Below are 11,482 nucleotides of genomic sequence, written 5' to 3'. Positions count from 1 at the left end.
GGACCCGACCGCGCGATATTGCCTCGCCGCCGCCATGGGGGCGTGACCGTCAATACGATTCACGAATAGAGCCTTTTATTTCGAAGCATCAGCCCCCTTCGGTGGGAGCGGCCGGCTTGGCCGGCGGCGGCCGGCGCTTGACTGTCTTGGGATCGACGGTGATGGCACGGTAAATCTCGACGCGGGCGCCGTCCTCCAGCACCGCGTCCAAAGCCGCGACCTTGCCCCAGATCCCGACCTTCTGGGCTTCCAGGTCGATGTCGGGGCAGCGGATCAGGATGCCCGACTTGTCCAACGCCTGCTGAACGGTGGCGCCGTCCGGGACCTCGGTCGTCAGCACGGTCTGCTTGGTCGGCAGGGCGTAAACGATGGTGATCTTCATAATCCGCCCTTTCCTTAAACGCTGTGCGCGCCGGCCATCTTGATCTCCTTGCCCATGGCAAGATCGACCATACGCTTGGCCACCACCATCAAGCCGGCGACCAGGAAGCCGCCCGGTGGCAGGATCAGCACCAGGATGCCCATGTCTTCCGGCATCACCCGCATTTCCAGGAACTTGAAGGCCGGCCCCAGCAGCAGCGAGGCGTCGGCGAACAAGGTGCCCTGGCCGATCAGTTCGCGCACGGCTCCAATGGCGGTCAGGGCCAAGGTGAAGCCCAGGCCCATGAAGGTGCCGTCCACCAGCGACGGCAGCACCGGCTCTTTGGCGGCGAAGGCTTCCAGGCGGGCCAGCGGCAGGCAGTTCGAGACGATCAGCGGGATGAACAGGCCCAACACCTTGTAAAGCTCGTGCATCCAGGCATTCATGCCCAGATCGACGAAGGTGACGTTAGCCGCCACGATCAGGATGTAGACCGGAATGCGCACCTCGTGGGTGACGTAGTTGCGAAACATCGCCACCATCATGTTCGACGCGGCCATCACCACCGCGGTGGCGATGCCCATGCCGAAGCCGTTGGTGGCGGTGCCGGTCATGGCCATGGTCGGGCACATGCCCAACAGCATGCACAGCACGCCGTTATTGTCCCACAGGCCATCCTTGACGATTCGTCCGTAGCTGGTGGACATCAGCGCCCCTCCATCATGCTAGCCTTGTTCGCGGCGAAATATTCCAGACCATGGCGGATACCGCCGACCACGGCGCGCGGCGTGATGGTCGCGCCCGAGAACTGGTCGAACTGGCCGCCATCCTTCTTGACCTTCCACTTCTCGGCCGGGGGATTGCCCAGGAACAGGCCGGTGAAGCGGGTGATCCACTCGTTCTTGGCGGCATCGATCTTGTCGCCCAGACCGGGGGTTTCCTTATGGGCGATCACGCGCACGCCCAGGATCTTGCCGTCGGGGTCGACGCCCAGCATCAGCCGGATCGGACCGGCATAGCCGCCATGGGCGATCACTTCATAGGCGACACCGGTAACCTTGCCGGCCATCATGGCGCGGTAGACGGTCTGGGCCTTGCCGTCGGTGCCGGTAAAAGTGACGGCATCGGTCACGGGATTGTTGTCGTGGATCGACTTGGGGATCACCAGACCCAGCGAGTTCATCTTGTCTTCCAGGGCGCGTTCCTTGATCGGCTCCTGGGTGACGATGTCGGTGGCGGCCAGCAACACCCCGAACCCGGTGCAGAAGGCACCCAGGATGAAGGCGTGGACCCAGGTCGGCTTGATGGCGGCGGCGCTCATTGCTCTCCCCCCTTGACCGGCAGCGGCTCACCCTTCGAGGTGCGGCCGAACGCGCGCGGACGGAAATGTTGATCGATGATGGGCGTCAGCGAATTCATCAGCAGGACCGCGAAGGCCATGCCCTCGGGATAGCCGGCAAAGGTGCGGATGATCCAGGTGAGCAAGCCGATGCCGACACCGAAGACGATCTGGCCCTTCTTCGACACCGGCGAGGTGACGTAGTCGGTGGCGATGAAGAAGGCGCCCAGGAACGAGGCACCGGTGACCAGATGGAACAGGCCGCTCGAGAAGCGGGCCGGATCGACCAGGTTGAACAATGCGCCCATCACGAACAGCGTGCCCAGCAGCGACACCGGGATGTGCCAGGAAATGATGCGCTTCCACATTAGGTAAAGGCCGCCGGCCAGGACCAGCGGGACCGAGGCCTCGCCCATCGAGCCGGGATGGAAGCCCAGGATCAGGTCCATCAGCCCCGGCGCATTGGCCATCGACTGGTCGACGGCGATGCCGCGGGCCAGCTCGGTCTTGATGAAGCCCAACGGCGAGGCCTGGCTGATGGCATCCAGGCTGACGTCGCGGCCGAAGGTGTAATGCAGGCTTTCCAGGAACCCGGGCGAACCGGCCCCGAACAGCGGCTTGGGCGCAACCCAGGCGGTCATCTGCACCGGGAAGGACACCAGCACCACCACGCGGCCGACCATGGCCGGGTTGAAGACGTTCTGGCCCAGGCCGCCAAAGGCATGCTTGGCCAAGGCGACGCCGAACACGGCCGCCACCACGCCGATCCACCACGGAGCCCACGGCGGCAACGACACCGCCAGCAGCCAGCCGGTGATCAACACCGAGCCGTCGCCGATGGCGCTGTCGGCCGATCCGCCCGACAGGCGCACACAGATCACCTCGCAGGCGACGCAGGCGCCGACGGTGACCAGGAACAAGAAGATGGCCGGCCAGCCGAACATCCACAGATTGAACAAGGTCGCGGGCGCAAGTGCCGCCAGCACCGTGAACATCGTCTTCGAGACGTTGACAGGGGCGTGGGTGAACGGCGCGGCGCGGTCGTTATATGCGGTCGTCATGCGTTGGCCTTGTCGTCATCGGTGGTCGAAGCCTGGGCGGCCTGCGCCTTGGCGGCGGCAGCCGCGGCGGCGGCGGCCTTCTTGGCGGCCTGTTGCTTCTCGATACGGGCGTTGTGGTTCTCGACCAGGCCCTTGATGGTGTCGAGCCGGCGACGTTCACGATCGGCGGCCGACAGCGCACCCTTGGCATAGTTGAAGTAATGGACCAGCGGAATGTGCGACGGGCAGACATAGGAACAGCTGCCGCACGACACGCAATCGGTCACGCCCCACTTGGCTGCGTCGTCCAGCCTGTCGTGCTTGATGAAGCGGGCCATTTCCACCGGCACCAGCCCGCACGGGCAGATGGTGACGCAGGTGCCGCAGCGGATGCAGGGCTTCGCAGGCTCTTCCCCGGTTTCCTCGGTGGTCAGGCCCAGGATGCCCGACATGCCCTTGACCACCGGCACTTCCAGGCTGGGCAGCGGCTGGCCCATCATCGGACCGCCATTGACCACCCGGCGCGGCGGCTGGGTGAAGCCGCCGCAGAAGGCGACCAGATCGGCGACCATGGTGCCCAGCGGCACCTCGACGTTCGAGGGCCTGGCGACCGCCCCGCCCGAGACGGTGATGACGCGGCGCACCAAAGGCTGGCCGAGGCGCACCGCCTTGTGCACGGCGCGCGCGGTGGCGACGTTGTGCACCACCACGCCCAGATCGGCGGTCAGCTTGCGGGCCGGGGTTTCCAGCCCGGTGATGGCCTGGACCAGATGGCGTTCCGACCCCATCGGGTACTGCACCGGCACCCCGACCACGGTGATGTTGGTGTGGGCAGCGGCCGCCTTGCCCATCGCCTCGATGGCGGCGGGCTTGTTGGTCTCGATGCCGATGACGATGTTCGGAGCGCCCAGGGCATGCGCCATGATGCGGGCGCCGTCTATGACCTCGTCGGCGAATTCGCGCATCACGCGGTCGTCACAGGTCAGATAGGGCTCGCACTCGGCGCCGTTGATCAGCAGGGTCTGAAGCTTGTGCTGGGTGCCCAGGTTCAGCTTGACCGCGCTGGGGAAGGCGGCGCCGCCCATGCCGACGATGCCCGAGGCGGCGACGCGGTCGCGGATCACCTTGGAATCGGCGGCGAAGGGATCGGCAATCGGGGCCGGCAGATCGTCGGCCCATTCATCCTTGCCGTCCGGCTCGATGATGATGGTGATCAGCGGCAGACCCGAGGCGTGCGGCGCGGTCACTTCCGTCACCGCCACCACAAGCCCTGAGGTGGGCGCGTGGGCGGCGGCCGAGACCACGCCGCCGCTCTTGGCGATGACCTGGCCCTTCTTGACACTATCGCCGGCGGCGACGATCGCTTCCGAGGCGGCGCCGATATGCTGCTGCAGCGGGATGTACAGGGCGGCCGGCATCGGCAGGGTCACGATCGCCTGCTCGGCGGTGCGTTCCTTGCGATATTCGGGGTGGATGCCGCCGCGAACGGGAAACAGTTTCATCTTACAAGGCTCCCGTCAGTGGTGGGCCGGCTCGGACTGGGGCTTGCCCCAGTGCCAGGCGGCCATGGTCACCGGCACCGTGCACATCTCGATGGCTTCGGTCGGGCAGACCTTGAAGCACTTGGCGCAGCCGTGACACTGGTCGACGATGATGGTGTGAAGCTGCTTGTTGGCACCGACGATGGCGTCCGAGGTGCATTCCTGCACGCAGCGCAGACAGCCGATGCACAGATCCTCCTTGATGTGGGCGTGCTGCGGGGCCTGCTCTTCGTGGTCGTCGGCATTGGCCTCGACGCCCAGTTTCTTGGCCAGGGCCTCGATGGTGCCCTTGCCGCCCGGCGCACACAGCGTGATCGGCGTGTCACCCTTGGCCAGCGCGGCAGCATATTGCGAGCAGCCGACGAAACCGCATTGGCCGCATTGCGAACCCGGCAGCAGGGCCTGCAACTCGTCTTCCAGCGGGTTGGTCGGCACCGCCAAAAGCTTCGCCGCCGTTCCCAGAACCGCACCCAGGGTCACGCCCATGACCGCCAAACTTCCAACATCCAGCAACATGATCGCGGTCCTCCTAGTTGGTGCTCATGCCGGAAAAGCCCATGAAGGCCAGGGCCAGCAGGCTGGCGGTGATGAAGCCGATCGGCGGGCCGGCGAACAGCCTAGGCACGTCGGCCAGGGCCAGACGTTCGCGCAGGCCCGCGAACAGCACCATCACCAGGCTGTAGCCCAAGGACGAGGCCAGGGCGAACAGCGTGCTCTCGATGAAGTTCATGTGGCCTTCGACCAGCAGCAGATTGACGCCCAGCACCGCGCAATTGGTGGTGATCAGCGGCAGATAGATGCCCAGAAGCTGGAACATCGTCGGCGACACCTTGCGCACGGTGGCTTCGGTGAACTGCACGGCGGCCGCGATCACCAGGATGAAGGTGACGGTGCGCAGGTAGCCCAGGCCATAGGGTTCGAGCAGGTAATATTCGATGCCCCAGTCGATCATCGCCGAGATGGTGATGCAGAAGGTCGTCGAGGCGCCCATGCCGAGAGCCGTGTCGACGCGGGTGGTGACACCCATGAACGAGCACAGACCCAAAAACCGCATCAGGACGACGTTGCTGACCAAGGCCGCGCTGATGAACAGCAGGATATAATGTTCCATCGAAGACCTTCCCTTATCCTTGATCCGGTGAACAGCTCGCCCCTTGGGCGGGCTGATAGGCCCGCCGCAGGAACCGGGGCGTCAACTGGCCACGCGCGGTCATCACAGACGCCAGAACACGCGACACCAGCAATCCCACCGCCAAACCGACCACGGCACCGACAAACGCCAGGCCGTCACTTCTTCCAAATTCCTGACCGGCGATGCCGCCGGCCGCCAGGAACACCAAGGGCACGCCAAAGGCGACCAGCGCGCCCCGCGACAGCGAGGTCTCGGGGATGCCGACCACCACGCGCTCGCCCATCTGAAGGCCCAGATCGCCGCCCAGGGCGAACCGGCGCAGTTCCAGCCGCTTCGGGTTGCGACTGCCCACCCCGCACAAGCCGGCCGAATGACAGCCGCCGCACGAGCTGGTCTGCTCGGGCTCCAGCCACACCCGGCCCGGCTCGACCGCGACGACGCGGGCAAAGCCCTCGACCAGTTCGCGATCGTCGGGACTGGGCAGGGTGGAACCCGGAGCCTGCATCCGCCTTACGCCTCGACCGAGGCCACCACGCCCGCCGGCGTGACGTAAAGGGCACGTTCGCCGCCGCCGGCCTTCAGGATGGCCTGACGCTTCTCGGGCTCGGCCAGCAGCATGGCGGTGGCCAGGCCGTCGGCCTGGGTGGCGGTCTTGGCCACCACCGAGACGCTGGCCAGAGCCGGAGCGGTGGCGCCGGTGCGCGGGTCGATCAGATGGGTGAAGCGGGCCGCGTCGTCGAACACGGTGCCATAGCCGCCCGAGGTGGCGACGCAGGCATCGACCACGTCAAGATGGGTGATCGCCTGGTCCGGGTTGGCCGGATTGGCGATGCCGATGCGCCAGGCCGAACCGTCGGGCTTGGGCGCCATGGCGCGGGGCTCGCCCATGTCCACCAGCATCTGCGAAAAGCCGTGGTCGCGCAGCACGGCGGCGACGCGGTCGGTGATGAAGCCCTGGGCGCCGGAATTCAGCGTCAGGCCCATGCCCGGCTTGGCGAACGACACGCGGTTGCCGTCGATCTTCACACCCTTCCAGTCGACCAGCGCCATGGCGGCGGCCAGATCGGCCTGGGACGGACCCGAGGCGGACGCGCCGGGGCTGGTGAAGTGGCGGAAATAGGTCTGCCACACCGGCTGGATGGTCGGGTCGTAGATACCGCCCCTGATCTCGGCCAGGTGCAGGGCGCGGGTCAGCATCTCGACGAACTCGGCCGGCGCGTCGGCCAGCACGCCGTCGCGGTTCAGGGCCGACAGCGCCGAATCGGCACGATAGACGCTGAACATGGCTTCCAGCCGGGCCAGCTCGGCCAGGGCGGCATCGATGGCGGCACGGGCCTTGGCCTCGTCCTTATGATACAGCTGGATGGTCGACTTGGCCCCCAGCGTGGTGCCTTCCCAGCGAACCAGCCGCGCCTCGGCGCCGGTGGCGTTTAGCAACAGCGGCAGACCGGCGGCGGCGGCCAGCACGGTAATCGCACGACGGCGAGTGAACGTCACGGACATGAACGGCAACCCTCCAGACCTAAGTAACCAACGGCAGCCCCCGAAGGCCGCCACGCAGCGCGATGCGATTCAGCATCAATACATAAATTACGCATTTCGGTACCGATTTCGGTATCGTATTGCAATGCAGCGCCATCTTGCAAGACTCGCTGCAGGAAGACTAGACATTTTTTTGCCATATTCGAAGCATGAACTGCAGTGAACCTGCCTTTTCGGGTAGAAGGCATGTATTGACTGCCGCCCAACAGAAATAAATGCCAATTTGTTGTGCGCCCACCCGTTCGGGGGTCATGCTCATTCATTGTGCAGTTGCGAGATGAGTGGGGCACCCGCCCGGCTCGGGACGGCGCCGCCCTGCCTGTTGTTGTTGACAAGGCCCGTCCCGTCCCCTTATAAGCCGCGCTTCATTCCCGAGAACGAGGGTGGCGCAGCCATGCGTCCATCCCGCCCCGGCAGGGATGCCGGACCAAGGCCTATCGGGACAAACCCCAACCGGCGACAGCCGGGACAGACTTATAAGGAGCCCTTGGAATGACCAAGCGCGCTGAAGCAAAGTTCAAGATCAATCGCCGCCTGGGCGTCAACCTGTGGGGCCGCGGCAAGAGCCCGCTGGCTCGCGGCAAGGAAAACCCGCCCGGACAGCACGGCGCCCGCCGGAAGAAGCCTTCCGACTTCGGCACCCAGCTGATGGCCAAGCAGAAGCTGAAGGGCTATTACGGCAACATTTCGGAAAAGCAGTTCCGCAAGCTGTATGACGAGGCCGTGCGCCGCCGTGGCGACACCTCCGAGAACCTGATCGAGCTGCTCGAGCGCCGCCTGGACGCCGTCATCTATCGCATGAAGCTGGCCGTCAGCCCGTTCCAGGCCCGCCAGGTCGTCAATCACGGCCACGTGCAGGTCAACGGCAAGCGCGTCAACATCGCCAGCTACCAGATCAAGGACGGCGACGTCGTCTCGATCAAGCAGAAGTCCAAGGACCTGGCCATCATCCTGGAAGCCGCCGGCAGCCCCGAGCGCGATGTCCCGGAATATCTGGAAGTCGATCACAAGGAAATGAAGGGCAAGTTCATCCGCGCCCCCAAGCTTTCCGACGTTCCCTATCCCTGCCAGATGGAACCCAACCTGGTCATCGAATTCTATTCGCGCTAAACGCCCGCGAAGGAAAGACCGGTCCGAAAACGACGCGCTGCCGCAAGGCAGCGCGTTTTTCTTATGCCCGCCACACCGACAGTTGCGCTACGCGCATTGCCGCCATGACTCCTCAACAATTTGGTTCACACCCCCCTCCTTTCGGGGGTACCATTTTTAGTGGGGCTGGAAATATGTGGGGGGACGATGGAACAGGCTCCATTGAACGTCCTGATCATCGAAGACAACAGCGGCGACGCGCTGCTGGAGGAAATCGCGCTGACGGAGCAGGACTTTCCGTCGATCGTGCGCCGCGCCCTCAACGGCGACGAAGCCATCGCCTATTTAGGCTCGGCGCCGGTCGATCTGGTCCTGCTGGACGGCATCTTAGACGGCGAGCCCGGCCTTGAGGTCCTGCGCCGCATCAAGACCGATTCGGCGCGCCCCGATGTGCCGGTGGTGATCGTCACCGGCTCGGAACGCCAGCGCGACCGCGAGGAGTTCCTGGCCAACGGCGCCGCCGCCGTCTTGTACAAGCGCGCCACCTTCGAGGAATTGGTGCGTGAACTCAGCGCCTTGAAGCGGTTCACCTGATCCTTCCCTTGCCTGAAATCAAGGCGGCCTTGGCGGATGCGCATTCCTCTTGGGAGCAAGCGTGCAACGATGATAGTGTCGTCGCCGCGAAATCCGTATCACGTCATTACGGACGTCAAGCCGGGCCAAGCCCTTGTTTTCAGCCGTTTTCGATGACACGCCGCATCGGCGGACGTCGGCAAACGGTGCAAGACGGGGCAGCCTTTGTCAAAGAGGGTGAGGAGAGTCCATGTCCGCTGCCGTTCAGGCCAAAGCCGCCAGCCGCCTGCTGTTGTCGGGTAATGAAGCCATTGCCCGAGGTGTGTGGGAGGCCGGCTGTAAAGTCGCCGCCGCCTATCCCGGAACGCCGTCCACCGAGATCTTGGAAAACGTCGCCCTTTATCCCGACCTTTATGCCGAATGGTCGGTCAACGAGAAGGTGTCGATGGAGGTCGCCATCGGCGCCTCGATGTCGGGGGCGCGGGCTTTTTGCGCCATGAAGCATGTCGGCATGAACGTCGCCTCCGACGCCTTCATGACCCAGACCCTGGCCGGCGTGGTCGGCGGCCTGGTGGTGGCGGTGGCCGACGATGTCGGGCTGTCTTCGTCGCAGAACGAGCAGGATTCCCGCTTCTGGGGCCGCTTCGCCCATGTCCCGGTGCTGGAACCGGCCGACAGCCAGGAAGCCTATGACATGGTCAAGCTGGCCTTCGACCTGTCCGAGAATTTCAACACCCCGGTCATTCTGCGCCTGACCACTCGGGTCTGCCACGTCAAGGCGATGGTGACGGTGGGCGAACGCGATCCGCGCGCCATTTCCGGCTTCAAGCTGGATTCCAAGCGCTGGGTGATGACGCCGGCCAACGCCAAGGGCATGCTACCCAAGCAGATGGAGCGCGAGGGCAAGCTTCGCGCCGCCGCCGAGAACTCGCCCTTGAACGTGATCGACGACGGATCGGACCGCCGCATCGGCTTCGTCACCTCGGGGCCGGCCTTCATGCATCTGAAGGAAAGCTTCCCCGAGGCGCCGGTCCTGAAGCTGGGCTTCACCTATCCGGTGCCGATCGAGAAGATCCGCGCCTTCCAGGCCAGCGTCGGGACCTTGGTGGTCGCCGAGGAAACCGAACCGCTGATCGAGAACGAGCTGAAGGCGGCCGGCCTGACCAACGTGCATGGCAAGGACATCCTGCCGCGCCTGGGCGAGCTGACCCCCAACATCCTGATCCCGGCGATCTTCGCCTTCCGGGGCGAGACGCCACCGCCGGCCACTACCTATCCCAAGATCGACCCGTTCCCCCGCCCGCCGACCATGTGCCCGGCCTGCCCGCACATGGGCGTCTATTACACCTTGTCGCGCCTTAGGAAGCGGGTGCAGATCTCGGGCGATATCGGCTGCTACACCCTGGGTGCCGGCCATCCGTGGAACGCGCTGGATTCCACCATCTCGATGGGCGCCAGCATGGGCATCGCGCTGGGCATGGACAAGGCCCGCTCGGAAGAGACCAAGGACAAGGCGGTGGTCGCCGTCATCGGTGATTCCACCTTCCTGCACATGGGCATGCAGGGCCTGCTGGACATTGTCTACAACAAGGGCAACGTCACCGCCCTGATCCTCGACAACCGCACCACCGGCATGACCGGCGGCCAGAACCATGCCGGCACCGGCAAGGCGCTGGATGGCGGCGAAGCCCCCCGGGTCGACTTCGTCAAGCTGGTGGAGGCCCTGGGCGTCAAGCCCGAGCGGGTCCGCAAGGTCAACCCCTATCAGCTGCCGGTCCTGTTCAAGGCCATCCGCGAGGAGATCGAACAGCACGAGCCCAGTGTGATCATCACCGACCAGCCCTGCGTGCTGAGCGAGTTCTACGAGAAGTTCAAGCCCTACAAGGTGGTCGATCAGGATTGCACCGGCTGCGGCAACTGCATCAATGTCGGCTGCCCGGCGATCACCGTCTCGCGCAGCGAATCCAAGACCCGGCCCGACGGCAAGGTCAACGAACTGAAGTTCACCACCATCGACACCGCCATGTGCACCGGCTGCCACATGTGTGTCGAATCCTGCGGACCCAAGGCCATCGTGCCGGCGGTCCCGGTCCTGGTGCAGTGAGAGGAATGGCCTTCATGAACAACGACGTCATCACCAACATCCTGGTCTGCGGCATCGGCGGCCAGGGCGTCATGACCGCCGCCGAAATCCTGGCCCAGACCGCCATCGCCAAGGGCTACGACGTCAAGAAGTCGGAAGTGGCCGGCATGGCCCAGCGCGGCGGCGTGGTCACCAGCCATGTCCGCTTCGGCAAGAAGGTGTGGTCGCCGGTCATCACGCCCGGCACCGCCGACATCCTGGTCGGGTTCGAGGTGGCGGAAGGCTCGCGCTGGGCCGACATGCTGCGCCCGGGCGGCGTGGCGATGGTCAACACCATCCGCCTGACCCCGCCGGTGGTTTCCATCGGCCTGTTCAAGTATCCCGACGACCCGGTGGCGCAGATGCGGGCCGCCGGCGTCACCGTCTATGATTTCGACGCTGGCGCCATCGCCCGGGAACTGGGCGACCTCAAGCTGGTCAACACCATCATGCTGGGCGCCATCGCCGATTACCTGCCCTTCCCGGCCGCCGATCTGGAAGAACAGATCATCGGCCGCTTCCGGGCGCGCAAGCCGGCCATGGTCGAGGCCAACCAGAAGGCCTTCGAAATGGGCCGGGCCGCCGCCGAGCGGGCCGCCAGCGCCCTCGGAAAGGCGGCAAACGGATAAGGCAGCCTCATTCCTTTGCACCAGGGGGAGGCCTGCGCCCATAGGCGTTAACATAGCGCACACACTTGGCGTTTTCGCTTTCTTGGGGTGTCGGCGAGGCGTACAGCGAGGCTG

At 65.1% G+C, this 11,482-nt stretch carries 13 protein-coding genes; 4 read left to right on the top strand and 9 right to left on the bottom strand.

Translation table 11 applies throughout. From position 1 onward, the window contains the following. Nucleotides 1-88: 88 nt before the first annotated feature. Genes A6A05_RS18105 through A6A05_RS18065 form a run of 9 tightly spaced genes read right to left on the bottom strand, consistent with a single transcriptional unit; the run spans nucleotide 89 to nucleotide 6,916 of the window. Nucleotides 89-382 (bottom strand): RnfH family protein, encoded by a 294-nt coding sequence (locus tag A6A05_RS18105; RefSeq protein WP_068504293.1) that lies wholly within the window; start codon nucleotides 380-382, stop codon nucleotides 89-91. A gap of 14 nt (nucleotides 383-396) precedes the next feature. Next, the gene (locus tag A6A05_RS18100; protein ID WP_068504292.1) at nucleotides 397-1,068 is read right to left on the bottom strand and encodes an electron transport complex subunit E; all 672 of its coding nucleotides are present in this window, start codon (nucleotides 1,066-1,068) and stop codon (nucleotides 397-399) included. Next, a complete protein-coding gene (gene rsxG / locus A6A05_RS18095) occupies nucleotides 1,068-1,682 on the bottom strand; it encodes an electron transport complex subunit RsxG (RefSeq protein ID WP_068504291.1) in 615 nt (204 codons plus the stop codon). Before rsxG ends, A6A05_RS18100 begins: the two co-directional genes overlap by 1 nt. Next, nucleotides 1,679-2,761, bottom strand: coding sequence for an RnfABCDGE type electron transport complex subunit D (locus tag A6A05_RS18090; protein WP_068504290.1), 1,083 nt, complete (start codon nucleotides 2,759-2,761; stop codon nucleotides 1,679-1,681). Before A6A05_RS18090 ends, rsxG begins: the two co-directional genes overlap by 4 nt. Continuing rightward, nucleotides 2,758-4,242 (bottom strand): electron transport complex subunit RsxC, encoded by a 1,485-nt coding sequence (gene rsxC, locus A6A05_RS18085; RefSeq protein ID WP_068504288.1) that lies wholly within the window; start codon nucleotides 4,240-4,242, stop codon nucleotides 2,758-2,760. Before rsxC ends, A6A05_RS18090 begins: the two co-directional genes overlap by 4 nt. Nucleotides 4,243-4,257: 15 nt before the next feature. After that, on the bottom strand, nucleotides 4,258-4,797 hold the full coding sequence (locus tag A6A05_RS18080; RefSeq protein ID WP_068504286.1) for an RnfABCDGE type electron transport complex subunit B: 540 nt from the start codon (nucleotides 4,795-4,797) through the stop codon (nucleotides 4,258-4,260). 13 nt (nucleotides 4,798-4,810) lie between these two features. Beyond that, nucleotides 4,811-5,392, bottom strand: coding sequence for an electron transport complex subunit RsxA (gene rsxA / locus A6A05_RS18075; protein ID WP_068504284.1), 582 nt, complete (start codon nucleotides 5,390-5,392; stop codon nucleotides 4,811-4,813). 13 nt (nucleotides 5,393-5,405) lie between these two features. Next, on the bottom strand, nucleotides 5,406-5,918 hold the full coding sequence (locus A6A05_RS18070) for a SoxR reducing system RseC family protein (RefSeq protein WP_068504282.1): 513 nt from the start codon (nucleotides 5,916-5,918) through the stop codon (nucleotides 5,406-5,408). A gap of 5 nt (nucleotides 5,919-5,923) precedes the next feature. Further along, nucleotides 5,924-6,916, bottom strand: coding sequence for an FAD:protein FMN transferase (locus tag A6A05_RS18065; protein ID WP_068504295.1), 993 nt, complete (start codon nucleotides 6,914-6,916; stop codon nucleotides 5,924-5,926). 531 nt (nucleotides 6,917-7,447) lie between these two features. Here A6A05_RS18065 and rpsD point away from each other — a divergent pair. The 4 genes from rpsD to A6A05_RS18045 all read left to right on the top strand — a co-directional run bounded on the left by rpsD (nucleotide 7,448) and on the right by A6A05_RS18045 (nucleotide 11,368). Then, a complete protein-coding gene (gene rpsD / locus A6A05_RS18060) occupies nucleotides 7,448-8,065 on the top strand; it encodes a 30S ribosomal protein S4 (RefSeq protein WP_068504280.1) in 618 nt (205 codons plus the stop codon). Nucleotides 8,066-8,251: 186 nt separating this feature from the next. Continuing rightward, complete coding sequence (locus A6A05_RS18055) at nucleotides 8,252-8,638, top strand: response regulator (protein WP_068504279.1); 387 nt, start codon at nucleotides 8,252-8,254, stop codon at nucleotides 8,636-8,638. Nucleotides 8,639-8,867: 229 nt separating this feature from the next. Beyond that, on the top strand, nucleotides 8,868-10,721 hold the full coding sequence (locus tag A6A05_RS18050) for a thiamine pyrophosphate-dependent enzyme (RefSeq protein WP_068504277.1): 1,854 nt from the start codon (nucleotides 8,868-8,870) through the stop codon (nucleotides 10,719-10,721). 14 nt (nucleotides 10,722-10,735) lie between these two features. Continuing rightward, on the top strand, nucleotides 10,736-11,368 hold the full coding sequence (locus A6A05_RS18045; protein WP_156521136.1) for an indolepyruvate oxidoreductase subunit beta: 633 nt from the start codon (nucleotides 10,736-10,738) through the stop codon (nucleotides 11,366-11,368). The last annotated feature ends 114 nt before the right edge of the window (nucleotides 11,369-11,482 follow it).

The organism is Magnetospirillum moscoviense (assembly GCF_001650635.1).
GTDB classification, from domain to species: Bacteria; Pseudomonadota; Alphaproteobacteria; order Rhodospirillales; family Magnetospirillaceae; genus Magnetospirillum; species Magnetospirillum moscoviense.
Note: the sequence above shows the minus strand (reverse complement) of the source record. Positions and strands in the feature narration are given on the sequence as shown.

Coding starts and splice junctions, on each gene's coding strand:
- A6A05_RS18080 (WP_068504286.1), bottom strand. CDS start 4,797: ATGTTGCTGGATGTTGGAAGTTTGGCGGTCATGGGCGTGACCCTGGGT.
- A6A05_RS18100 (WP_068504292.1), bottom strand. CDS start 1,068: ATGTCCACCAGCTACGGACGAATCGTCAAGGATGGCCTGTGGGACAAT.
- rsxG (WP_068504291.1), bottom strand. CDS start 1,682: ATGAGCGCCGCCGCCATCAAGCCGACCTGGGTCCACGCCTTCATCCTG.
- rpsD (WP_068504280.1), top strand. CDS start 7,448: ATGACCAAGCGCGCTGAAGCAAAGTTCAAGATCAATCGCCGCCTGGGC.
- A6A05_RS18105 (WP_068504293.1), bottom strand. CDS start 382: ATGAAGATCACCATCGTTTACGCCCTGCCGACCAAGCAGACCGTGCTG.
- rsxC (WP_068504288.1), bottom strand. CDS start 4,242: ATGAAACTGTTTCCCGTTCGCGGCGGCATCCACCCCGAATATCGCAAG.
- A6A05_RS18090 (WP_068504290.1), bottom strand. CDS start 2,761: ATGACGACCGCATATAACGACCGCGCCGCGCCGTTCACCCACGCCCCT.
- A6A05_RS18055 (WP_068504279.1), top strand. CDS start 8,252: ATGGAACAGGCTCCATTGAACGTCCTGATCATCGAAGACAACAGCGGC.
- A6A05_RS18045 (WP_156521136.1), top strand. CDS start 10,736: ATGAACAACGACGTCATCACCAACATCCTGGTCTGCGGCATCGGCGGC.
- A6A05_RS18070 (WP_068504282.1), bottom strand. CDS start 5,918: ATGCAGGCTCCGGGTTCCACCCTGCCCAGTCCCGACGATCGCGAACTG.
- rsxA (WP_068504284.1), bottom strand. CDS start 5,392: ATGGAACATTATATCCTGCTGTTCATCAGCGCGGCCTTGGTCAGCAAC.
- A6A05_RS18065 (WP_068504295.1), bottom strand. CDS start 6,916: ATGTCCGTGACGTTCACTCGCCGTCGTGCGATTACCGTGCTGGCCGCC.
- A6A05_RS18050 (WP_068504277.1), top strand. CDS start 8,868: ATGTCCGCTGCCGTTCAGGCCAAAGCCGCCAGCCGCCTGCTGTTGTCG.